Raw genomic sequence first — 22,723 nt, forward strand, 5'->3', positions numbered from 1 at the left:
GGAGGGCCCATTCGGAGGCCCGTGGGCGGGAGGAGGTGGCGGCTCAACGTGTCGAACGGAGCCCGCCGAACCCACCCGAGTCGCCGGCCGCGGGATGCCGCGACCGCCGCGCGACGGGTCGTCCCGCGCCGGAGACGGTGGCCCACCAGGCGGCCGGCCGGCGGGATCCCGGGCGCACGGCTGCGCGAGGTCGTCGTCGTGCCCAGGCCACTGCGGGTGGCCGCCGCCTACGGGTGGCGGCTGCTCGTCGTGGGCGCCGCCGTCTACGTGGTGTTCATGGCGCTGGGGCGGTTCCACCTCGTCACCCTGGCGGTGTTCCTGGGCCTGGTGCTCACCGCGCTCCTGGGACCCCTGACCGATCTGCTGGACCGGTGGCTGCCGCGCTCCGCGGCCGTCACCCTCGGACTGCTGCTCGGGATCGTGCTCCTGCTGGGCGTACTCAGCCTGATCGGCGCCAACGTGGCCGATGAGTGGCCCGGTCTGCGAAAGGTGTTCACCGGCGGTGTGACGCGGATCGAGCGGTGGCTCGAAGGCCCGCCGTTCCATCTCCAGCACGGTTCCCTCGCCCACCTCCAGACATGGGTCTCGCACTTCGTGTCCAGCAACCGCGCCAACCTGATCAACACCGCGCTCAGCGGCGTGGGCCGCCTGGCGGAGGTCCTGACCGTGGCGGTGCTGGCCATGTTCTGCGCGATCTTCTTCCTGCACTCCGGCGGCCGGATGTGGCTGTGGTTCGGCGGCCAGCTGCCGGAACGCGGGCGCGGTTCGGTGCGTACGGTGGGCGCCGCGGCGTGGACGACCTTCACGGGCTACACCCGCGGCATCGTCCTCATCGCCGCGACCAACGCCGTCCTCGTGGGCTTTGCCCTGTTCCTCCTGGGCGTCCCGCTGGTCCTACCGCTGGCCGTCCTGGAGTTCTTCGCGGCCTTCGTCCCGCTCATCGGCTCGCCGGTCGCCCTGGCGGTGGCCGCCGTGGTGGCCCTGGCGGCCAAGGGGCCGTTGGTGGCCCTGCTGGTCGTCCTGCTCATCGTGGTCATCGGTCAGCTTGAAGGCCACGTACTGCACCCCCTGGTGATGAGCCGCGCGGTGAGCGTGCACCCGCTGGTGGTGGCCCTGGCGGTGGTCTGCGGAGGCGTCACGGCCGGGGTGCTCGGGGCGGTCGTCGCGGTGCCGCTGGTGTCGGTGGCCTGGTCGGTGTACGGCGCGCTGCGCAGTTAGGACCGTGCGGTGGCATCGGGGTCCGACCGGCCCGGCGGTCGACGACCCGGGCGCGGGTCGCCGCGGCTGCCCTACGCTTCCGCCATGGACCCTGCCTCGGATCGCCAGGCACTCGCGGAGGCGGTGCGAGCCGCCCTGGAGCGTGACTGCCCCGGCTCGCGGACGCTGCTGCTGGGATCCCTGGCGGCGGGCACCGCCGACGACTACAGCGACATCGACATCGAATGGGTCGTACCGGACCGCGCGTTCGCGGTGTGCCTGGCGCGGGCGGAGGGCGTACTGGGCCGGGTGCAGCCGGTGGCGGAAGTGCGTTGCGATCCCGACTTCCGCCACTCCGACCGGCGCCGGCTGCTGTTCGTCCGCTTCGCCCGGCTGCCGCTGTTCTGGCGGCTCGACCTTTCCGTGCGTACGGAGTCCGTCGCGGACCACCCGGACTACGACCGGGACAACCCGCGGGCCCGCGCCCGCGACGACGAATGGTCGCGACCGGCCAGCGCCCTGGCCAACGCCGTCGGGGCGGTCAAGGCACTGGCCCGGCACCGTCCGGAGGAAGCCCGCGGCCTGCTCGACCGCGGCTTCGCCCGCATCGGCGAACCGCACGAGGCGCCGGAGGCAGGGGAGAGGGACGGGCCGGGCGGACTCCGGCGGGGAGGGGCCGCCGAGGTCGCGCGACTGGCGCGGGCCGCGGCGCGCCGGGAACCGGAGCTGGCACCGCTGGCCGAACAGGTTGTCCGGCTGGCGGATGAGTACGGGCCCGGCGACCGCCGGTAGCGCCTTGCCAGGCGGTGTCGTAGGGCTGCCGTGGGGTGGTCGGCGGCGGCTGGGACAGCGGGGACAGGCGCCTGTCCAGGCGGACGGGCGGACACGCGGACGGACGGGCGGCCAGGCAGTGTTGCAGGGGGACCAGAGCCTCCTGGTCACACGGTGATGCGCAGCATGCTCGGCGGACGGGGCGCTGGTTCGGGCAGCCGGAGCGGCCGGTGGCCCGGTGTGATGCTCCCCAGGAGCGTGGCGTGACGGGCGCCTGTGCTCGACGGAAGGGTGCCGGGCAGTCCGTGGAAGGTGAGGAACCCCAGGATGGTGAAGGCCAGGGCCTCCTTGGCCTCGGAGGGCAGGCCGAGGTCGTCGCTCGGACGCAGCGGTACGTCGGGGAGTTCCCCGGCGAGCATCCGCATGAGCGTCGGGTTGCGGGTGCCTCCGCCGGAGACGACGAGTTCGGTGACACGGTGCGCGCGGCAGGCGTCGGCGACGACGACGGCGGTCAGGCGGGTCAGGGTGGCCAGCACGTCATCGGCGCCGAGTCCCGGTGTCGCTTCCCACGCTTGCTGCAGGTAGGGCAGATGGAAGTGTTCCTTGCCGGTGCTCTTGGGGGCCGGCCTGCCGTAGTACGGGTCGGACAGGAGACGGCGGAGCAGGCCGGGGTGGGTTCGGCCGGCTGCGGCCCGGCGCCCGTCCTTGTCGTAGGGAGCCGCGCCGCCGGTGAAGTGACGGACGGCGGCGTCCAAGAGGGCGTTGGCGGGGCCGGCGTCGAAGGCCAGCGGCTCGGTGCCGGGGGCGACGACGGTGATGTTGGCGATGCCTCCGAGGTTGAGCGCCGCCGGTGTGCCGGGCAGTGCACGCAGCAGCAGGGTGTCGGTCAGGCTGACCAGCGGGGCGCCCTGCCCGCCGGCGGCGACGTCCTTGGCGCGCAGGTCGGAGACGACGGGGAGTCCGGTTCTCTGGGCGATCCAGGCGGGCTGGCCGAGTTGGAGCGTGCCGTGCACGGTGCCGTCGTCGACCCAGTGGTAGAGGGTCTGGCCGTGTGAGACCACGAGGTCGGCGGTGTCGCCGCACAGTTCGTGCAGGGCGCGTTCGGCGGCGCCGGCGAAGGACTGTCCGATGCCCGTGTCCAGGGCGCAGATGGCCTGCGCGGTCGTGGCGGCCGGGGGCAGCGCGGTGGCGATGAGAGTGCTCAGCGCGTCCGGGTAGGGGACGGAGAGGTGCCCGAGCGGGTGCAGGCGCAGCGTGTCGCCGTCGAGGGTGAGGTCCGCGGCGGCGGCCTCGATGGCGTCGTAGGAGGTACCCGACATCAGGCCGATCACGCGCAGGGTGCCGTCCGGTACGTCCGTTGCGCGGCCGGGGTGGGAGGGAGACATGGTTCCTTCCTGAGGCTGCCGACACCGGAGAGGGCGGAGAACTCTCCTGCGGTGCTGGGTGGTTGAGTGTGACAGGGTCGCCCGGTCCGGTCACGGCGGTGGCCGGCTCGTCAGTCGAAGCGGATGTGCCGGACGCCGGTCCAGGCGCGGCGGAGTCGGGCTCGGAGCGGGCCGTCGGTGTTCGGGGCGAGCGCCAGACCGGCCGAGGCGGCGATGTGGTCGGCGACCTGATGCATCGTCAAATCGTCGGTCCAGACCTGCTCGGCGAACTGCGGCTCGCTTAGCCGTGCCAGGCACAGGTCGACCTTCGACACGGCGAAGCTCTCCCGCCGCAGGGCGGCGCCCTGACCGGCGACGACCTGCACGGCACGGCCGAAGGCGCGCTCCCGCAGCCGCCGCAGCACGGTTTCCCGCCCGGCGAGCAGCGCGAAGTGCCGCACGTCGTGGCCGCGTTCGCGCAACCGACCGACCGTTTCCTCGAAGTAGGCCGGCTCGGTGATCGTCATCGGGGCGATCACCGGGCCGGGGTGCCGGGTGAGGACGAGGTCCAGAACCTCGTACACGCCCTGGCGCCACGCCTGGTGGTCCTGGAAGTCGCCGCGGAGGTGCGGCGGTGTCATGCGGTGCAGACCGAAACCGACGTGTTCCGGGTCGCAGAGGACACTGCCGGGGAGGCGCCGTTGGAGCTCGTGCGCGGTCTGCGTCTTTCCACCGCCGAAGGGGCCGTTGATCCACAGAAGCATGGCGCGACTTTACGGGCGGGGGAGGGCGAGCGGGGGCACCACGACGCTTCAGCGATTCCCGACCGTTCAAGGTTTGCCGACCGTCCGGCGATTCCCGACCGTCCGGCGATCCCCGACCGTTCGGGGATTTCCGACCGCTCAGCGCTTCCCGACCGTCCGGCGCTGATCAGTGCGGCCACTTCTCGGGTGTGCTGCTGGTGGTGACCTGGCAGACGGCGGGGCGGCCGGGGGCGGGAGACCTGCCCTCGGCGACGACACGGACGCCGTCGAGCAGGATCCGGCACGTCGCGACCGTCTCCCCGGCCGGCTCCACCTCCACGCGGGCCAACTCCCCCGTGTTGACCAGCACCTGGCTGCTCCACGGGAGCGGGGTGCGACCGAGCCGTGCGATGTGGTGGGCCGGTCGGAAGCTGTCCGGGTTGAACCGGTACCGGACAGCGGTGGCCCGGCCCGGGCCGCCGACGGCATCGCCCTGGTAGGTCAGCGCCCAGGCGTTGCCGCCCCGCAAGCGCTTGAACCAGACGGTGTGGTCCTTGACCCACAGCCCCGAACCGACCACGAGGCAGGCCAGGACGAGCCCGCTCAACGCGAGACAGACAGTGCCAAGGGAACGGCTACGGGCTTGCGGAGACATGGACTGCCGGGCTCTCTGTCATGCGGATGCGGATGCGGATGCGGATGCGGATGCGGATGCGGATGCGGATGCGGTGGGTATGGGTATGGGTATGGGTATGCGGGCTGTGCGTTGCGGATGGCGGACGGCGGATGGCGGATGGCGGCTGCCCGTAAGACGTGCTGGACGGCCGACTGGTTGAGTCTGGATATCCGTGAGCACCCAAAAAGCCCCCGGACATTCACTGGAAGTCCACCAGGAGCACCACACTGTTCTGCCAGCGGCAGAACACCGGCCCGACCGGCTTCGACGATCACTACAGTCCCGTCTCATGACGACGATCGCAACGCGCACGGTCGAGTACCCGGCCGACGGTCTGACGATGATCGGGCACCTCGCGCTCCCGTCCGGTGCCGACCGCCGGCCAGCGGTGCTGCTCGGACCAGAGGGCCTGGGGCTCGGCGACGTCGAGCGCCGCCGGGCCGATGCGCTCGCCGAGCTCGGATACGTGGCGCTGGCCTTCGACCTCCACGGCGGGCGCTATTTGAGAGACCCGGAGGAGATGCTGGCCCGTTGCCTGCCGCTGCTCGCCGACCCCGAGCGGATGCGGGACGTCGGCCACGCGGCGCTCGACGTGTTGCGCGCCGAACCGCGGACCGACCCCGACCGGATCGCCGCCGTCGGCTACGGCACCGGGGGCGCCATCGGGCTGGAACTCGGGCGCGACGGCGTCGACCTGCGCGCGATCGGGACGGTCAACGCACTGACCACGGGCCGACCGGGCGAGGCGGCGCGCATCCGCTGCCCGGTGTGGGCGGGAGTCGGGTCGGAAGACCCGATCATGCCGCCCGCGCAACGGGACGCGTTCACCGCGGAGATGCAGGCCGCGGGCGTCGACTGGCGCCTCGTGGTCTACGGCGGCGCCCTGCACGCCTTCCATCACCCGACCGTCGACCACCCCGTGCGCCCCGGCGTCGGCTACCACCCACGGCACGCACAGCGGGCCTGGCACGACATCGTCGACCTGCTCGCCGAGTGCCTGCCCGTGACGGAGTGACCTGGTCGGCAACCGCGATTCCGCCCCGCGAACCAGGCCGACCGACCGCCACCGGCTGTCAGCCGATGCGAGCAGCACCGGGGCGCTACGTCGCGCGGTGCGCGGCCACTGGCCCGACGCGCGAGAATCCCGGTGCCCTGAAGGCAAGGGCCATGCGAGCATCGGCGGGTGATCGACGATGAGGGCCTCTTTCCCGCCGATCTGATCGGGAGGCGACTGCTGCAGGTGACCACGGCTTGGCACCACTACGCCGACGACGAGCCGTCGCTGTTGCACCTGTGGCTTCACCTGGAAGGGCTGGGCCCGGTTCTGTTCCACACGCCTGGGACCGGCTTGTCGCTGCGGCGCGAACAGCCACACGGGCCCTACGCGATGGAGCAGCACGGCAGCGTCTCGGTGGTCGACGACGCGCCGGACCTTCCGTTGACCCGGTTCGTCGGGCAGCCGATCCGATCGGTCCGGGAGATCGAATACGCCGACGGCCGCGTCGACTTCACAGCCGGCCTCACGCTTCAGTTCCCCACCGGGGGTGTTCGCCTGCTCGGTCTGGTCGATGACCTTGTGATCGCCCACGATCAGCATCTGGGTGCTGTCGAGGCCCATCTGCACGAGGACGTGACCCTCGCGCGAGTGGTGCAGACCTGCGCGAGCTCTCCCTCACAGTGGGATGCCTGGACCACCAGAGGCCAGTACCTGTACTTGCGGTACCGAGGCGGCCAGGGAACCGTCGAACAGCATCCGAGCGAGAACCCGGACACCTGGGACGGCGAGGGGTCGAGACTCCGGACCCGCTGGGACGAGCATAGGGCGTCCATGGGCCGGCGCGCCTCGGTCCGGTCCGTACCGTGCCGCGCCGGGGCCGGTGTGTCACTGCCAGCGGCGTTTGACAACCGCGGTGTTGGCGGCCCTGTCGTGCATGCACTGCCGGAACGGCTCATTCCAAATACACGACAACACGCTGATCAGGCCCAGAACCGGCACCATGCCGATCCCCAGATACGCCAGCCAGCGACCCAGGGCATGACCGAAGCCGAGCTTGTTACCGGTTTCGACCTGGACGACGCGCAGGCCGCAGATGGCCTTGCCGATGGTGCCGCCCATCGCCATCGTCAGCGGTTCGAAGAAGAGGCCCACGAGCAGCGTCCAGGCGAAGAGACCGAGAACTACAGGCACCCCGCGGCCGTCTCCGGGCTTGAACGTGCTGTACATCCAGATGTTCGCCGGCACCCAGGCGCCCGCGATCAGCACGCCGACGATCAGGAAGTCGATGAAGCGGGCGAGCAGGCGCATGCCGGGGACCGCGAGTGCCTGCGGGGGCGGGCCCTGCGGCCTACCCATGTGCGGATGCATGGGCTGCGGCGCCCCGTAAGGCGGCACTGGGGACTGCGGCGGATACGGCTGGGACGGTACGCCCTGCGGTTGACCGTAGTGCGGTTGAACGGGACCGAACCCGGGGCCGGGCTGGTTGGGAGGCGGTGGCGACTGAAAGGTACTCACAGAAGGTGATCCAAACCGATACCGCGGCACCGCGACAACCTGGGATGCACGAACAGGGCCATGCCGACCAGCGGTTGTCCGACGTCCCCCGACCGACCCGAGGCACCGGGAAACGGCTCCCCCCCGCACCACCGGCCCCATCACGGACCGTTGAGCTTGCTCTGCTCCACGCAGCCACGACCGATCAGCAACCGGATCGTGGCCACCGTGAACTCGGCACGGACGCGGTGCGCGCGATCCGGGCCCCGGCCACTGCCCAGACACAGATGCGCCACAGCAGACACCTCCGAGGGCTATGGCCGCACGCTCGCCGCGCACTTTAGTGCCTCCAGCCGCTCAGGCCGAGTCGTCTGCATCCGAATAGGTCGAACCCGAGTAGAGCTTCCCGACGGCGTGTAGCGCCTTGCCGAAGGTTCCCACCACAGCGCAGCCCGCTGAGGCCCCGGCAGGGCAAATCTGCTGGTCCGCGTCGTCGGTTACACCGATTTTCGTTGTGGGGGCAGCGGTGGCTGCCGGCGCGATGAATGCTGTAGCGGACACAGCAAGGGCGATGGCTGTGAGTACGGTGCGAGGCTTCGTCATGTGTTGAGCAACGACGGGATTAACGGTCGGTAACGTAGCTCGACAGGAAACTCCGCCTACCTGGTGTCCCGGATCGCCGGCCGCTTCGCCCGGGTCGAACCGCGTCGCCGGGGGGCGATTGGCGCTCGGTCTTCTCACGGACCTGCCGCGCTGGAACAGCACCAGGTCCGCTACGTCCTCGCCGCTGCCTGCTCGGCCGAAGTCGCCACCGGTGCCGGGAAATCCCGCGCGGATGCTCGGCCGTGAAGGTACCCAGGCGGGCCTGGCAGAAGCTGTCTGGCCCCGCTGGGGCATCCCGGCCATGCTCGCCCACGCCTTTCTCGCCCTCGTCGACAAGCCATGAATTCAGAGGTGCCGAAGCACGGTAGAAGTCACCAGTTTGATGGGGCGATCTCGCCATTCACGTCCGGTGAGGCGCGCTGGATGCCATCGACACGGCAGGATGCTCATCGCAACCGGCGCGCTCGCGGCCTCGTTGCCATCATGGGCAGTACACGCCGGTGATCGCCCCTCGTACTTGGAGCCAGACAGTGTCGTCATCCTCTGCTATGCCCGCCGACCTGGTATCGAGCTACCGAGCTGTCGAGAACCTGCTCGCACGTTACGCAGAGCTCGTGGACGACGGCGATTTCGCAGGGCTCGGCCTCCTGCTCGCGGACGCCACCTTCGTCGGCAGCGGCACGCCGGTGAGCGGCAGGGAAGCGATCGAGAAGATGTTCCAGGACACTCTGATCGTCTATGCCGACGGCACGCCGCGAACCCAGCATGTCACCTCCAACATCGCCATCGAGGTCGAGGAACAGACCGGCACGGCGGTCGCACGTTCCTACGTCACCGTGCTGCAGGCGCTGCCCGACCTGCCGCTGCAGACCGTCGCCGCCGGCCGGTACCGCGACCGCTTCGAGCGCCGCGGCGGGCAGTGGCGTTTCACCGAGCGACACGTCGACATCCGCCTCGTCGGCGATGTGAGCCGCCACCTGCAGCAGGCTGCCGCACGACGATAGACCCTCGCCGAAGCACGGTCTGCTTTCCGGTTCCGCGCTTCGTCCATGCGCCCGTCGCGGCCGCTTGTGACCATCGGCCTGCCTTTGTGACAACCAACATGCATGACTGTGCTCGGACACAGCTGCGGCTCGACGGTGGTGGGCGACGCGGCAGCCCACAGAAACGGTATCGACGCCGCCGACGTCCGCACATATCGCCGCCCGCCTCTGCGGCCACCAGACCGTCGACATCACGCTCGGATACGCCGCGATCTATCCCGAGCCCTGGGGACCTCCCTACGTAGTGCAGGACGATCAGGAGGACCCCAAGCCAGCTCAGTCACGCGGACCTGTGGTCTGCCGTGAAGAAGGCTTCGTCATCTCGGCCGGCAGTCAACCGCGAAGCCCGCGCGGACGACGTGCACGACACGCCCGACGGAACGCGCACCCAACTTCTTCACGACTACTTTCCGTGGTGAACGTCGGCTCGCAGGCGGACCTGCCGCCGAGCTTGGCTAGTTCGGATAAACCAGCTCGATGCGCTCGGACTGGTCCTCACCGCCCTCGTGCTGTTCACGACGCGGTACACGGACGCCACGGCGAACCGGCTGCGCACGGACGGCTTCGACGTCCGTGATGAGGGCATGGCCCGCCTCTCCCCGTTCGTGCGGCACCACTTCAACATGCTCGGCCGGTACTCCTGCCTGCTGCCAGAGATGCCCGGTGGCCTGCGCCCGCTGCAGGATGCGGACGCCGCCGAGGCGTGAAGCCGCAGGCACCGTCGCGGGGGAGTCGTCCCGGACGCTGTGCTACGCACTACCGGGCCCCGCGGCCGAGGTCTGGCGTGCGCGGTCGAAGGCGCTCTCCCTGCGGCCCGAACATGATCAGGTATTCGACCGGTCCGCCGGGTCCGGCGTTCGCGACTCCGTGGGCGGTGCGGGTGTCGAACTCGGCCACCTCCCCGGCGCTCAGGACGAGGTCCTGCTCGCCGAGCGCCAGCCACAGCCGCCCGTACAGGACGCACAGCCATTCGTACCCGTCGTGGGAGACCTGCCGCGGCCGCGCCGGCGGCGCGTCCACGGCGGGCAGGACGTGCTTGTGGGCGTGCAGGCCTCCCACGTACCGGGTCAGCGGCAGCACCGCCTTGCCGTCGCCGGAACGCTGCGGCATCGGGGTGCGCGGTCGGGCCGCGTCGACGGGTGGTGCGGTGCCGGCCAGCTCGTCCAGGGAGATGCCGTACGCCTTCGCGAGCTGCAGCAGCACCTCCAGGGTCGGCTTGCGCCGGCCGGTCTCGATCCGCGACAGCGTGCTCGGTGAGATGCCGGTCGCGCGGCTGACGCCGGTGAGTGTGGCGCCGCGCTGCTCGCGCGCAGTCCGCAGCCGGGGGCCCATGGCCGCCAGCGTGTCGGATATGCCGTCGTCCGTCACCGTCACCGTCGCCCCGCTCCCTCCGGCCATGCCGCTTTCACCGCCCTGTCCTGCCAGTTTGCCAGGTTGGCAAGGGTGTTCGCGTCGGGCGGCCGCCGCGCCGCATGATCGGTGGGTAACCGCGACCGCCCGTGAACCGAGGAGAAGCGATGCACCAGTCCGCGCCGCCCGCCGACCTGCGCCACCGCACCATCGAGGCACCCGCCGGGCGCCTGCACCTGGTCGAGCAGGGCACCGGACCGCTGGTCCTGCTCGTCCACGGCTTCCCCGAGTCCTGGTACTCCTGGCGCCGCCAGCTTCCGGCTCTCGCGGCGGCGGGGTACCGGGCCGTGGCGCTCGACGTGCGCGGCTACGGCCGCTCCTCCAAGCCGGCCGCGACGGACGCCTACCGGATGCTCGACCTGGTGGAGGACAACGTCGCCCTGGTGCGCGCCCTGGGCGAGGAGACGGCGGTGGTCGTCGGGCACGACTGGGGCTCCAGCATCGCGGCGGCCTCCGCTCTGCTCCACCCCGAGGTCTTCCGCGCCGTCGGACTGCTGAGCGTGCCCTACACGCCTCCCGGCGGCCCCCGCCCCACCGACGTCTTCGCCCAGATGGGCGGCGACCAGGAGTTCTACGTCTCCTACTTCCAGCAGCCCGGCCGGGCCGAAGCGGAGATGGAGCCCGACATCCGGGGCTGGCTCGCGGGCTTCTACGCGGCCCTGTCCGCCGACACCATGCCCGCCCAGGGCGAGCCCGACCCGCACTTCGTGGCCCGCACCGGCGGCCGGCTGCGCGACCGCTTTCCCGACGGGAAGCCGCCTGCCTGGCTGACCGAGGACGACCTCGACGTGTACGCGGGAGAGTTCGAGCGCACCGGCATGACCGGAGCCCTCAACCGCTACCGCAACATGGACCGCGACTGGGAGGACCTCGCCCAGTACGGCGGCGCCCCGATCAAGCAGCCGTCCCTGTTCATCGGCGGCGCCCTGGACGCCTCCACGACCTGGCTGGCCGACGCGATCGACGCCTACCCGGTCACCCTCCCCGGCCTGGCCTCCACCCACATCCTGGACGGCTGCGGGCACTGGATCCAGCAGGAGCGTCCCGAGGAGGTCAACCGCCTGCTGACCGCCTGGCTCGCCTCCCTCCAGGGCTGAATCGCCGGGCGTGCCGGCCGGACTCCGCCGCAGGAGAACCTCGGCCGGCACGCCCGCGGGCAGCGGTCGAACCTCACGCCCGCTCAGTGCCGAGCGTCCCGCGGCGCGAACAGGCCGGTCACCTCGGCGATGGCCGCCGCCGACGGCTGACGTAGCGTCGGGCGTTCTCCGCCTTCTTGTGCCTCGACTTGGCCATCAGGGTCAGCATCAGCATTAACAGGGACGGCGCCCTGGTCCGCGATGTGGGTCAGAGGAGAGTGCCGCCCCTTGTGCAGGTCCCAGCCGGTGCCCGGCTTGGCCGACGCGGTGTGCTGGCCGAGCAGCGCGCGGGCCTGGCCGTAGGACAGGAGAGCCAGGCCCGTGTCGGTGCAGACGTCCGGGGGGAGCGCACCTGGCGCGGTCTCGCCGCGGTATCAGCGACTGGGGGCAGGTCCGCATAGTCGCCCTGCACGACCTTGACGCCGGCCTTCTCCGCCTTCTTGATGTTGCGGCGCCACTGCTGGTTGAGGCCCCGATGGATTTCCTCCAACGTCCGTTCGGCGAAGGGTACTTGGAAGACGTATCGAGGCTGGCCCGCAGCGAAACTGTCCTCGCCTGCCGACTCGGCCTGCTGCCAGCCCATCCGCCGCAGCTGGTCGGCGACGTCGAAGGCCCGCGGCTCGTGCACAGTTGCCTCCACGTCGCGCAACTGCCTGGCCTGCGGCTCGGCGATGGCAGCCTTGACCGCCTCGGCACTCCAGCGGCGGGTCACCACGGGCGGCCCCATCTTCACCGAGAACGCCCCGTGCTGCTTCAAGTACGCGAGCATTGGATCAAGCCATCGCTCCAGGTTCGGCGCAGCCCAGTCGATGACCGGTCCCTCGGGCAGGTAAGCGAGGTACCGCTTCAGTTTCGGCAACGGCCGCAGCAGCACCAGTCCCGCCCCGACGAGGCGGCCGGCCTCGTCGAACCAGCCCAAGCTCTCCGCTCGCCAGTCCGGCTTCACATCTCCCCACGAGGGGACCTGCATATGACTCACCGAGGGCCGGGCCCGAACGAAGGCCAGATGATCCTCACGGGTGATCACCTTCAGGCGAAAGCTCATGCGCAGTGCTCCTTTGTTCTACGCGCCAGCCTCCTGAGACGCACAGCACGGCGCAGGTCCTTCGTGCGCACACGCCGTCGTTCACGAAACAGGCGCAGGTTGCCGAGCAAGATCACAAACCACGCACATCGCGCGTATCGCGAAGCCGATACGTCATCAACATGCAGAGCATTGCCCAACGGTACTGAGGCGACTGAGGCGGCACTATGTGCTGATGCTCGCAAGGGAAGCCCTTCCCCTTCAGGGGAGAGAAGTTCACGCCCACGGCCAGGAGCAACCCACGCTGCGGACCGGCCGTGGGCACCGAAAGGCGGTGGGATGATAGGCGGGTGACCACTGTCCCGTCCCTGCCGCCCCGCGACCGTGCACTCGGACGCGGCGTCAGCACCCTCATTCCGCATACCGGATCCAGTGCTACGCCCGCCACGGAACAGGCCGCGGCCGCGCTGGCCGCGCTGGAGACCGTGCCGGTCCAAGCCGGCCTGCTGCAGGCCGCCGCGGTACTGCTGGAAGAACGGGCCCGCGTCAGCGAGGACGACGCCGAACGCGCGGCCGCCGGCGCCACGGCGGCACTGCTCCGCCGCACACTCGACGACCGCCGCGCTGATCGTTCGGCGCCCTCGTCCTAGGCGTCCTCCGCGCCGCCGGTGGTCTGCGCAGGCGCGAGTGCTCGGGCCGTGGCGTCGAAGCCGTCGTCATCCGGTCCGGCGATGGCGACGGCGACGGCGACGGCGACGGCGACGGCGACCAGAGCGTCGGCTATTGAGGCTCTCTGAAAAAACCCACTGGTACTCGCCGAGCTCGCCAGACCTGCTCCGCCCCTCACCCCTGCGTGACGGCCGGGTTCGTGCCACGGTCGGCGCGGTGTCGTTCGAAGTCGGCCGCGTGGTCGGACACCCATTGGCGGTAGGTGCGGGCGGGTGTGCCGGTGACCGTTTCGACTGTGGAGGTGATGCTCGGGGGAGGGGCGGCGAGCATGTCGGCATAGCCGTCGAGGAGGGGATCCACGAACGGGTCGGGAAAGCTGTCGTCGGCCAGGAGCCGCCGGCGTGCTTGCTCGCGGGACAACTCCTGCCACCGGAGAGGGCGGCCCAACATCTCGCCGATGGTGCGCACTTGCTCGACCTGGGTGAGGACCTCGGGGCCGGTCAGGTGGTGGACGGCGTGATCGTGGCCGTCTCGGGTGAGGGCCCGCACGGCCACCGCGGCGATGTCGGCCTCGTGGAGGAGCGCCATGGGTACCGCTCCGTAGGCGCCCTGCACCACGTCACCGGTCTGGATTTGATCGGCCCACCACAAGGTGTTGGCGGCGAAGGTACTGGGGCGCAGGTGGGACCAGGCGAGCCCGGACTGCCGGATGAGGTGTTCGACGTGCCCATGGGACCGGCCTACGGGGTGGGGCTGCTGCTCCGGGGCGAGTCCGTCCTGAACGGCGCCGGACGACAGGAAGACGACCCGGGGGGTGTGCCGCTCGATGGCGTCCACGACGGTGGCAGCCGGTTCGGCGTCGTGGAAGGGCCACATCAGGAACACGGCGTCCACGCCTTCCAGAGCCGCCTCCAGTGCGGTGGTGTCGGCCAGGTCCCCCTGCCGCACCTCGACGTCATCGGGGAGTCCGGCGGCGGCGGGGTTGCGGGTCAGGGCCCGCACCTTGCAGGCGGTGGCGGTGAGTTGGGACACCACCTGTCGGCCCACGTTCCCCGTGGCCCCGGTGACGAGGATCGTGTTCTTGCCAGTCATCGAAGTTCTCCTTGCCCGTGCTGTGCCGGCGTGCCTTCAGCCGTCACGATCACCGGTACGTGGAACCGGTGCCGGCAAACGGCTCATGGATGCAGGAATCCGTCACCCAGTAATCTGAATCGATGGATACCGTCACACTGGATGCGACTGACCGTGGCCTGATCCACGCCCTGCAGATCGACGGGCGCGTGTCGTTCCGCGCGGTCGCCGAGGTGTTGGGCGTCTCGGAGAACACCGTCGCCCGCCGTTACCGGCGACTTCGGTCGACCGGCCTGCTGCGGGTCGTCGGAGTGGTCAACGGCGTGCGGCTCGGCTACACCTCCTGGACGCTCCGGGTGCAGTGCACCCCGGACGCGGCCGGTTCCATCGCGAGCGCACTGGCCGCCCGGCCCGACACCGCCTATGTGCACTTGCTCTCCGGAGGCACGGAGATCTCCTGCAACGTCCAGACACCGACCGCCGCCGACCGCAACGCCCTGCTGCTCGACAAGCTCCCGCGTACCAGCCGCGTCACCGCGGTCTCCGCACATCTCCTCCTGCGCACCACCGCACTACCCACCACCTGGGCGGGGGCCACTTGGCTCACCGAGGAACAGGCCCGCACACTCCGCCCCGCGCCCTCGTCCCCGGACGCCGGGACAGTCGCCCTCGACGAGCAGGACCGGGCCTTGCTGCACGTCCTCGCCCGCGACGGACGGGCCAGTTACGCCGAACTCGCCACCGTCGCGTGCAACGCGGACTCCACGGTCAAACGCCGCCTGGGCACACTGCGCCGGAGCGGAGTCCTCACCTTCATCGTCGACGTCGCCCCAGCCACTCTCGGCTTCCCTACCGAAGCGCGGCTCTGGATGTCCGTGCAGCCCTCCCGGCTCGCCGACGTGGCCCTGGCCATGGCCGAACACCCCGAGGTCTCCTTCGCCGCCATGACCACAGGCCCCAGCAACCTCGTCGCCGCTGTCAACTGCCGTGATACCGAAGACTTGTGCCGCTACCTCACCGAACGCGTAGCCGCACTCGATGCGATCCGTTCCATCGAGACCGCCCCCGTCATCCGCACCCTCAAAGGCGCGGCAGGGCCTTTCCCGACACGCTGATCAAAGCAACTCCCCATCCTGGCAACGGGCGTTCTCCAGCCCTGCCGCCGACCCGTGGGCGCTTATGTGGGGCAGCGGTGTCGTCCTCGCGGCCTTGCAACTGACCGCGGCAGCCCTGGGCGACGCCCGGTTCCCGGTTCTCCATGTCCCTCGTCATCGGCATCACCACGGTCCTCGCTGCGCCGTGCTTCGGAGAACCAGCCGACCGCGGAGCATGCTCCGCTGCTCAGCAGGGCTGCTGACTGCCGCTTCGAGGTCGCACCGTACTCATGGGGCATGACGAGAGACGGCCGTGCCCCGCACCCTCCACCGCCTCGGCGACACGGCTGACCAGGTCTTCCCACGGACGCGGAGCGACGACCGGCACGCCGGCCGCCCGTGCCTGCGCGGCCAGCCACCGGCCGTACAGCACGCTGACACGTGCGCGATGGCGTTGCGGTCCGGCCTCCGGCTCCCGGTGCAGGTAGTTGGCCGCCACCTGCGCCTCGTCGTCCTCGTGAAGAAAGACGGCACGGACCGGGCCTCGGGGCGTCGCCGGTCCAGGCAGGACGTAGTCCCCTTCCAGGATCACCGGGGTGTCGGTGCCCACATGGTTGGTTATTACCGCCTCGATCGCCGGCGCCAGCGCCTCGGCGATCGCAATCTGCCGCTCGACCACCGACTCGGGTGCCTGGCGGGCGGCCTCCGGGTGAGTGCGCCAGAAGTGGACCTCCGGCAGGTGCTCGGGCAGTGTCACCGCGAGGAGGGCCTCCACGATGTCGTCGACCTCCACGACGGGGACGTCGTACCGTCGTGCCAATGCCCGGCCGACACCGGTCTTCCCCATCCCCGACGCGCCCCCGACGACGAGCACCCGCCAGTCGGGAAGACCCCGCACCTCATCCGTACCGTTCACCCGGGCAGAGTAACGGGGGATCGATCACGAGTTCATCGATTTAGACCGACCGGCAAATGGATCACTTGAGGCGGCGCGTGGTGGGACGGCTGTCCCATCGGTAGTGGGTGGTGGCTCGGCGGATCAGTATTCGAAGCGTGACGAGTGCGGCTGCCAGGTGGAGGTAGAACTCCACGACCGCGCCGTTCTTCTCAGTACAGCGCCGCAGCTTGCCGTAGCCGTTCATCCACGAGTGCGTCCGCTCTACGGTCCACCGCTTGCCAGCCTGGATCGGGGCAGGTACGCCCTTGCAGGCGATCTCGCCGGTGAAGCCCAACTCCTGGAGGAGAATGCGGGACTTGTTGTTGTCGTAGCCCCGGTCGAGGTTGACGTTCACGCCGTCTGGCATGAGGCCGACCTGCCCCATGGCTGCCTGCAGGGTCGGTTGGAGCAGGGGGGAGTCGTGGCGGTTGGCCCCGGTTGCGACCAGGCCGAGCGGGACGCCGTGGGTGTCGGTGGCGATCGAGCGTTTCAGTCCCTGCTTCCCGCGGTCCACCGGGGACCGTCCTGCGTGCTCGCCGCCGCACGGGGACTTGGTGATACAGCCATCCACCGATATATCGGAGAGTTCCAGGCCGATCATGCGGTCGTATGCCTGAAGGGCGAGGGCGTGCACGGCTTTGGAAATCCCTTGCTCGGCCCATTCTTTGAGGCGTCGGCGGATGGTTCGGTCGGAGCATCCAGGGGTGGAGATCCGCTCGTAGCCTGAGCCGTGGATCAGGGCGAGCACCACGTGTTCGAAGACGGTCCGGTCGGGCACCCGGCGGCGGTGGCAGCCAAGCGGGTGGTTGGTGGCGAACTCTCCCCGGGCGGGCAGGAGCGCGGCGAACTGCCCCCAGAGGGGGGGGCGAGCAGGCATGATGGCAGTGCGGGCACGACTGTCCTTCACAGAGCGTAGAGAACTCCATGATCACGTAGATCCGTGCCCGTTCCGCCACCCGCTCAGCGTTCGGATGCGTATTGTCGGTCGGTCTTACGCACCGGCTGCTCCACCGCGCTGGCTTCCTTCCCCTGCCCCTGGCGCTCGCCCGCGACGGACGAGGCCGGCTTGGGTAGCGCCTGGACAAGCAGGGTGACGATGACCGGGAACGCCACGATGACCGCGATGCTGAGATAGAACGCCTTGGGGTAGTCGTCCAGTGCAGGCGAGTCGCTGAGCGTGCCGAAGAAGACGACGCCGACGAGCGATACGCCGAGCGCCGCGCCGCCCTCCATCGCCGTGGACAGCACGCCGGAGGCCGAGGAAGCGTGCTTCGGGTCGATGCCGGCCAGGGCCGCGGCAGGCAGCGGCGCGGCCACCAGGCCCATGCCGAAGCCTGCGACCAGCAGTCCGGGCGCGCCCCAGCCGGCCGTGCCGTCCGTGCCGATTCGCGCGACGATCAGTCCGACCATCCCGTAGCCGACGGCGACCAGTCCGGCGCCCAGGGCGATGACCTGGTTGCCGATGCGTGCGGCGAACTTCCCCGCGAGGAAGGACGAGCCGAAGAAGCCGGCGCTCATCGTGGTGAAGAGCAGCCCCGAGGGGAGCGGATCCCAGCCCCTGCCTTCCTGCATGTAGATCGCGAAGAGCAGGAAGAAGGAACCCATCGACATGAAGTACACGAAGTACGCGGTGACGCCGACGGTGAATCCCCGCTCGCGGAACAGCCCTGGGTCGATCAGCGGCGCCGCGTTGCGCGCGGCCAGTCGCCGCTGGTGCGTAAGGAACAGGACGAACAACGGCACGGCCGCGATCAGCGACAGCCACGCCCACAGTGGCCAGCCCTGTTCCCAGCCCTCCAACAGCGGCAGCACCACCGCGGCGAGGCTCACGATGGCCAGGGCGGCACCCGGCAGGTCCAGCTTGGCGCCGGCCCCGGTGCGGATGTGGGGGACGATCCGCCGCGTCAGGGCCAGGATCACCAGGCCGATCGGGATGTTGATCAGGAAGACGGTTCGCCAGTCGAGCCCGGCGACATCGAGGGCGATCAGCATGCCGCCGATGAGCTGCCCGCACAGCCCGGACAGACCCAGCATCAATCCGTATGCGCTGAAGGCACGGCCTCGCGCCTCACCGGTGTAGACGTGGCTCACGACGGCGAGCACCTGCGGGGTCAGCATCGCCGAGGAGAGGCCCTGGACGACACGGGCGACGATCAGGAACCAGATGCTGGGCGCAAAGCCACAGGCCGCCGATGCGGCGGTGAAGAACGCAAGGCCGATCACGAACATCCGGCGAGGGCCGAAGAGGTCACCCATCCGACCGCCGGTGATGAGTCCTACGCACAGGGCCGCGCCGTAACCCACCATGACGAGCTGTGTCTCAGGTGCGCTGGCGTCCAGGTCGCTCTGGATCGAAGGGATGGCGACGTTGGCGATGAAGAAGTCCAGAAAGGCGATGAAGCCGCCGATCAGGACGACGGCTAAGGGCGCCCAGGACGTGGGCTCGACTGCGCGGCCGGCAGTCTGCGGACTGGTCATGTCAGGGTCTTCCATCCTCGGGTCGAATGAACGGGTCCGAGGCTAGATCCGGGTCACTGACATCTACTGTCAGTGACCCGGATACTTTTCCTCCATGCGGGCTAGTCGGTTGGTGAGCATCCTGTTACTCCTCCAGACACGCGGCCGGATGACCGCGCGGGAAGTGGCAGAGACCCTCGAGGTGTCGGTCCGCACCGTCTACCGGGACATGGAGTCGCTCGTCGCCTCCGGCATCCCGCTGTACGGCGAGGCCGGCCCGGACGGCGGATACCACCTGCTCGACGGATACCGGACACGGCTGACCGGGCTCACCGCCGACGAGGCCAGGGCCCTGTTCCTGACCGGCCTGCCCGGGGCTGCAGCCGACCTCGGGCTCGGGGCCGTGGCGGCCGAGACGCAACTGAAGCTGACCGCCGCCCTGCCACCCGAGATGCGCGAACGCGCCGAACAGTCCCGGCAGCGGATCCACATCGACATCCCCGCCTGGTACCAGGACTCCGAGGAGACGCCCTGGCTGTCCGCGGTGGCAAGCGCGGTGTGGAACCAGCAGCAGGTGCGGATCCGGTACGAACGCTGGGCCACCCCGCACGAAGTGATCAGGACCGTGGACTCCTACGGAGTGGTCCTCAAGGCCGGCCGCTGGTACCTGGTGGCCGGGTCAGCGCACGGCGTGCGGACCTACCGGGTATCCCGGATCACTGAACTGGAGCCCCTGACAGGGACGTTCACGTGGCCTGCCGGATTCGATCTGGCGGCGCACTGGCGCGAGTACCTGGCGTCCTTCGACGCGCGCCGATACCGTGACCAGGCGGTGCTCCGCCTGTCGCCCGAGGCTCTCGCGAGCATCGGGCAGGTACTCGACTCTTCGGCGGCCCGGGCCGCCGAAGAGTCGGCGGCGGCGCCCGACGCAGACGGCTGGACGCGGGTGGTCGTCCCCATCGAGTCCTATGAACAGGCTCTCCCGAAGCTGCTGCTGCTGGGCGTGGGCGCCGAGGTGGTGGGGCCGCCTGAGCTGCGGGAGAGGATGCGGGCCACACTCGCCGAGATGCTCGCCCGGTACGAGGGTGACGGCCCGACGCAGGAGTGAGAAAGGCCAGCCCCGGCCCCGTCGCCGGGAGCGGGCAGGCCGCCCCCCTGCTGTGGCGCGGAGTCAGCGTCTCGGGCTGCTGGGGAGAACCGACCGCATGATCGGCCTGGAACTCTCCTTCCGATCGAGCCACCACCCACTACCGGTGGGGCGCCTGGCACCACCTCAGCGCGGTCTGAGGCCGTCCATGAGCAGGTCGAGCAGGCGTCGGGCCTGGGCAGGTTCTCCGGACTTGGCGGCGACGGCGAGCATACCGAGGATGCTTGCGGAGACGTCGTCGGCGCGAGCATCGGCGCGGATGTCCCCAGCGGTGGCGCCGGCGTCGAGGATCGTGGTGATGGCCGACAGGAGCTCCTGTCGAGTGTGAGCGAGGGAGATTTCGCCGGAATCGATCATGGCGAGCAGGGTGTCGGTCATGCCGTGCTTGGTGGCCTGCCATTCCGCGAACAGGTCCATCCACAGGCGCAGCGCCTGCGCGGGCGGGTGGCTGGCGAGCAACTCGCTTGCCCCGGCCGTCAGTCGGACGACCTGGTCCTGATAGACGGCGTCGACGAGCGCCTCCCGGGTCGGGAAGTGGCGGAAGAGGGTGGCGACGCCGACGCCCGCCTGTCGAGCGATCGCGCGCATCGATGGCTCGGTGTCGGAGGTGGCGAAGGCGCGGGTGGCCGCCGCGAGCACGGTCTCGCGGTTGCGCGCGGCGTCGGCGCGCAACTGCTGGTGGGCTGCCGGGGATGGTTCGGTGGCCATGTCTAAGCGGATCACGTTCCATTTGAGTCGGTCCTGGGGGTAGTCTAGGCCTGAGATAAACGGAACGCGTTCCGATTAACCCTGGAGGAGACCTCATGGCCGAACCCGCTTCCGCGCCGGGCACCATGCGCACGGTGCGCTTCCACGAGAACGGCGAGCCCGTCGACGTCCTGCGCCTGGAGACCGCCCCCGTGCCCGAACCGGGACCCGGCCGCATCCGCGTCGCCGTGCACGCGTGCGGACTGGCCCCGGCCGACTGGGCGCTGTGCCGCGGGCTCTTCCCCGGGAGCCTGCCGCGCGGCATCGGCTGCGACGTCTCGGGCACGGTCGAGGCCGTCGGCGCGGGCGTCACGGACGTGGTCGTCGGCGACCGCGTGTTCGGCACCGCCGACTTCGCCGGCCAGCCGAGCGCCGGCGCGGCGGACCGCGCCGTGCTGGACCACTGGTTCGCCGTGCCCGAGGGCCTGGACCTCACCCGGGCCGCCGCGCTCCCGATGGCGCTGAGCACCGCATCCTGGCACCTCGCGCGACTCGGCCTGGCCGCGGACCGCACGATCCTGGTCAACGGTGCCGGAACCACCATCGGCTACGCGGCCGTGCAGATCGCTCTCGTCCGCGGGGCGCGGGTGATCGCGACCGCCGGGGAGACCTACGCCGAGCAGTTGCGCGACCTCGGAGCCACGGTGGTCGGCTACGGTGAAGGCCTGGCCGAGCGGGTCAAGGCCCTCGGCGTCGGCCAGGTCGACCTCGTCTTCGACACCGCGCCGCCCAACGGCGCCCTGCCCGAACTCGTCGAGATCGTCGGCGGCGATCCCAAGCGTGTGCTGACCTGCTCCGACCTGGCCGCGGCGCCGGAGATCGGGGTGCGCGACACCTTTCACGAAGACCCCGCGAAACGGACCGACGGCGAACTCTTCGGCGTCTTCCCCGAGTTCGCACAGCTGGCCGCCGAAGGCAGGTTCACCGTGCCGGTCGCCGGAACCTTCCCCCTCGCGGACTGGCGCAAGGCCCTTGAGATCAGCCTGACCGGGCGCGCCCGCGGGAAGCTCCTGCTCCTGCCCGCCGTCGGCGCCGATTAAGTAACCGGAGAGACCACCCGGGCTCGAGACATTCATCGCACTCAGGGCGAGCCCGACCGCAGGCCGACCCAATGGGCGGGTCGCCGCCCGAGAATACGACGCCCCCGGAATAAGACCGACCGGCGATGGGCACTGAAGGGCCGAGGCGGGCAGCAATGGGCACGGCCCTACGCGATCATGGAGTTCTCTACGTTCTGTGACCCCGAAGGACAGCCGTGCCCGCGCTGCCATCCTGCCTGCTCGAACCCCTCTGGGACCAATTCGCCGCACTCCTGCCCACACGACCGGAGTTCGCTGCGGGCCACCCACTCGGCTGCCACCGCCGCAGAGTCCCCGACCGAACCGTGTTCGAACACGTGGTGCTCGCACTGGTCCACGGTTCGGGCTACGAGCGCCTCGCCGGCCACGGATGCTCGGACCGCACCATCCGTCGAAGACTCAAAGAGTGGGTGGAGCAGGGCATTTCCGAGGCTGTCCACGCTCTCGCGCTCCAGGCGTACGACCGCGTGATCGGCCTGGAACTGTCTGAGATATCCGTCGACGGCTGCATCACCAAGGCCCCGTGCGGCGGCGAGCGTGCGGGCCGGTCCCCGGTCGACCGCGGGAAGCAGGGCCTGAAACGCTCGATCGCCACCGAGGCCCACGGCGTCCCGCTCGGCCTGGTCGCCGCAGGGGCCAACCGCCACGACTCGCCTCTTCTCGGGCCGACCCTCGAGGCCGCCATCGGGCAGGTCGGGCCCCTGCCTCAGGATGTGAACGTCAACCTCGACCGGGGCTACGACAACAACAAGTCCCGCACTCTGCTTCAGGAGTTGGGCTTCACCGGTGAGATCGCCCGCAAGGGCGTACCCGCCCCAATCCAGGCCGGCAAGCGGTGGATCGTGGAACGAACGCACTCGTGGATGAACGGCTACGGCAAGTTGCGGCGCTGTACCGAGAGGAACGGCGCGGTCGTCGAGTTCTATCTCCACCTGGCCGCCGCACTCGTCACGCTCCGCATGCTGATCCGCCGCGCTACCACCCGCTACCGGTGGGGCGGCCGCTCCACCACACGGCGCCTCAAGTGATCCATTTGCCGGTCGGTCTTAGTTGTGCTGTCTCGG

19 protein-coding genes and 4 pseudogenes are annotated in these 22,723 nt (G+C 70.2%); 11 read left to right on the top strand and 12 right to left on the bottom strand.

Features of this window, described 5'->3' with window-relative positions:
• Positions 1 to 198 precede the first annotated feature (198 nt).
• Positions 199 to 1,218, top strand: coding sequence for an AI-2E family transporter (locus tag CG747_RS19855; RefSeq protein ID WP_257980540.1), 1,020 nt, complete (start codon positions 199 to 201; stop codon positions 1,216 to 1,218).
• An 84-nt stretch (positions 1,219 to 1,302) separates the two neighbouring features.
• Positions 1,303 to 1,989, top strand: a complete 687-nt coding sequence (locus CG747_RS19860; protein WP_100603100.1) for a hypothetical protein — start codon at positions 1,303 to 1,305, stop codon at positions 1,987 to 1,989.
• Between the two features lie 146 nt (positions 1,990 to 2,135).
• Here CG747_RS19860 and CG747_RS19865 read toward each other — a convergent pair whose 3' ends face one another.
• From CG747_RS19865 to CG747_RS19875, 3 genes are all read right to left on the bottom strand, one after another.
• Positions 2,136 to 3,305 carry an anhydro-N-acetylmuramic acid kinase gene (locus tag CG747_RS19865; RefSeq protein ID WP_100603161.1) on the bottom strand — a complete coding sequence of 390 codons (1,170 nt, stop codon included), beginning with the start codon at positions 3,303 to 3,305 and terminating at the stop codon, positions 2,136 to 2,138.
• Between the two features lie 158 nt (positions 3,306 to 3,463).
• On the bottom strand, positions 3,464 to 4,096 hold the full coding sequence (locus tag CG747_RS19870; protein ID WP_100603101.1) for an AAA family ATPase: 633 nt from the start codon (positions 4,094 to 4,096) through the stop codon (positions 3,464 to 3,466).
• A 166-nt stretch (positions 4,097 to 4,262) separates the two neighbouring features.
• Positions 4,263 to 4,682, bottom strand: coding sequence for a hypothetical protein (locus CG747_RS19875; protein WP_257980541.1), 420 nt, complete (start codon positions 4,680 to 4,682; stop codon positions 4,263 to 4,265).
• A gap of 358 nt (positions 4,683 to 5,040) precedes the next feature.
• Here CG747_RS19875 and CG747_RS19885 point away from each other — a divergent pair, with 358 nt between their 5' ends.
• On the top strand, positions 5,041 to 5,766 hold the full coding sequence (locus tag CG747_RS19885) for a dienelactone hydrolase family protein (protein ID WP_100603104.1): 726 nt from the start codon (positions 5,041 to 5,043) through the stop codon (positions 5,764 to 5,766).
• An 867-nt stretch (positions 5,767 to 6,633) separates the two neighbouring features.
• Here the strand turns inward: CG747_RS19885 and CG747_RS19895 are convergent.
• Entirely contained in the window at positions 6,634 to 7,056 is a 423-nt protein-coding gene (locus CG747_RS19895; protein ID WP_100603105.1) for an RDD family protein, read from the bottom strand.
• Between the two features lie 1,337 nt (positions 7,057 to 8,393).
• Between CG747_RS19895 and CG747_RS19900 the strand changes: the two genes are divergently transcribed.
• A complete protein-coding gene (locus CG747_RS19900; protein WP_257980542.1) occupies positions 8,394 to 8,849 on the top strand; it encodes a nuclear transport factor 2 family protein in 456 nt (151 codons plus the stop codon).
• 506 nt (positions 8,850 to 9,355) lie between these two features.
• A pseudogene (locus CG747_RS19915) lies at positions 9,356 to 9,595 on the top strand (Tn3 family transposase); the annotation flags it as partial.
• A 49-nt stretch (positions 9,596 to 9,644) separates the two neighbouring features.
• Here the strand turns inward: CG747_RS19915 and CG747_RS19920 are convergent.
• The gene (locus CG747_RS19920) at positions 9,645 to 10,220 is read right to left on the bottom strand and encodes a helix-turn-helix domain-containing protein (protein WP_374701793.1); all 576 of its coding nucleotides are present in this window, start codon (positions 10,218 to 10,220) and stop codon (positions 9,645 to 9,647) included.
• Positions 10,221 to 10,405: 185 nt separating this feature from the next.
• On the opposite strand from CG747_RS19920, the gene CG747_RS19925 reads away from it, so the two are divergent.
• On the top strand, positions 10,406 to 11,395 hold the full coding sequence (locus CG747_RS19925) for an alpha/beta fold hydrolase (protein WP_100603109.1): 990 nt from the start codon (positions 10,406 to 10,408) through the stop codon (positions 11,393 to 11,395).
• 83 nt (positions 11,396 to 11,478) lie between these two features.
• Here the strand turns inward: CG747_RS19925 and CG747_RS49590 are convergent.
• Together CG747_RS49590 and CG747_RS19930 are read right to left on the bottom strand one after the other, a co-directional pair.
• Positions 11,479 to 11,778: pseudogene (locus CG747_RS49590) on the bottom strand (site-specific integrase); the annotation flags it as partial.
• Positions 11,775 to 12,479 (bottom strand): annotated as a pseudogene (locus CG747_RS19930) (lipid II:glycine glycyltransferase FemX); the annotation flags it as partial. The pseudogenes CG747_RS49590 and CG747_RS19930, both read right to left, overlap by 4 nt.
• Before the next feature lie 329 nt (positions 12,480 to 12,808).
• On the opposite strand from CG747_RS19930, the gene CG747_RS19935 reads away from it, so the two are divergent.
• Positions 12,809 to 13,108: a hypothetical protein gene (locus CG747_RS19935; RefSeq protein WP_100603110.1), complete on the top strand. Its 300-nt coding sequence runs from the start codon at positions 12,809 to 12,811 to the stop codon at positions 13,106 to 13,108.
• A gap of 193 nt (positions 13,109 to 13,301) precedes the next feature.
• On the opposite strand, the gene CG747_RS19945 is transcribed toward CG747_RS19935, so the two are convergent.
• Complete coding sequence (locus CG747_RS19945; RefSeq protein ID WP_100603112.1) at positions 13,302 to 14,219, bottom strand: NAD(P)H-binding protein; 918 nt, start codon at positions 14,217 to 14,219, stop codon at positions 13,302 to 13,304.
• Between the two features lie 122 nt (positions 14,220 to 14,341).
• On the opposite strand from CG747_RS19945, the gene CG747_RS19950 reads away from it, so the two are divergent.
• The gene (locus CG747_RS19950; RefSeq protein ID WP_100603113.1) at positions 14,342 to 15,313 is read left to right on the top strand and encodes an Lrp/AsnC family transcriptional regulator; all 972 of its coding nucleotides are present in this window, start codon (positions 14,342 to 14,344) and stop codon (positions 15,311 to 15,313) included.
• A 226-nt stretch (positions 15,314 to 15,539) separates the two neighbouring features.
• Here the strand turns inward: CG747_RS19950 and CG747_RS19955 are convergent, their stop codons facing one another.
• The 3 genes and pseudogenes from CG747_RS19955 to CG747_RS19965 all read right to left on the bottom strand — a co-directional run bounded on the left by CG747_RS19955 (position 15,540) and on the right by CG747_RS19965 (position 18,707).
• A complete protein-coding gene (locus CG747_RS19955; protein ID WP_257980543.1) occupies positions 15,540 to 16,208 on the bottom strand; it encodes a hypothetical protein in 669 nt (222 codons plus the stop codon).
• Positions 16,209 to 16,269: 61 nt separating this feature from the next.
• Positions 16,270 to 17,123, bottom strand: a pseudogene (locus tag CG747_RS19960) (IS5 family transposase).
• Positions 17,124 to 17,189: 66 nt separating this feature from the next.
• Positions 17,190 to 18,707 carry an MFS transporter gene (locus CG747_RS19965; protein ID WP_180985616.1) on the bottom strand — a complete coding sequence of 506 codons (1,518 nt, stop codon included), beginning with the start codon at positions 18,705 to 18,707 and terminating at the stop codon, positions 17,190 to 17,192.
• Positions 18,708 to 18,801: 94 nt separating this feature from the next.
• On the opposite strand from CG747_RS19965, the gene CG747_RS19970 reads away from it, so the two are divergent.
• Positions 18,802 to 19,794 carry a YafY family protein gene (locus CG747_RS19970; protein WP_100603116.1) on the top strand — a complete coding sequence of 331 codons (993 nt, stop codon included), beginning with the start codon at positions 18,802 to 18,804 and terminating at the stop codon, positions 19,792 to 19,794.
• Positions 19,795 to 19,959: 165 nt separating this feature from the next.
• On the opposite strand, the gene CG747_RS19975 is transcribed toward CG747_RS19970, so the two are convergent.
• Positions 19,960 to 20,541 carry a TetR/AcrR family transcriptional regulator gene (locus tag CG747_RS19975; RefSeq protein ID WP_100603117.1) on the bottom strand — a complete coding sequence of 194 codons (582 nt, stop codon included), beginning with the start codon at positions 20,539 to 20,541 and terminating at the stop codon, positions 19,960 to 19,962.
• A 125-nt stretch (positions 20,542 to 20,666) separates the two neighbouring features.
• On the opposite strand from CG747_RS19975, the gene CG747_RS19980 reads away from it, so the two are divergent.
• Together CG747_RS19980 and CG747_RS19985 are read left to right on the top strand one after the other, a co-directional pair.
• Positions 20,667 to 21,620: an NADP-dependent oxidoreductase gene (locus CG747_RS19980; protein ID WP_100603162.1), complete on the top strand. Its 954-nt coding sequence runs from the start codon at positions 20,667 to 20,669 to the stop codon at positions 21,618 to 21,620.
• Positions 21,621 to 21,835: 215 nt separating this feature from the next.
• Positions 21,836 to 22,687, top strand: a complete 852-nt coding sequence (locus tag CG747_RS19985; RefSeq protein WP_100603118.1) for an IS5 family transposase — start codon at positions 21,836 to 21,838, stop codon at positions 22,685 to 22,687.
• Positions 22,688 to 22,723 lie beyond the last annotated feature (36 nt).

The sequence above is a fragment of the Streptomyces sp. CB02959 genome, from assembly GCF_002803155.1.
Taxonomy (GTDB): domain Bacteria; phylum Actinomycetota; class Actinomycetes; order Streptomycetales; family Streptomycetaceae; genus Streptomyces.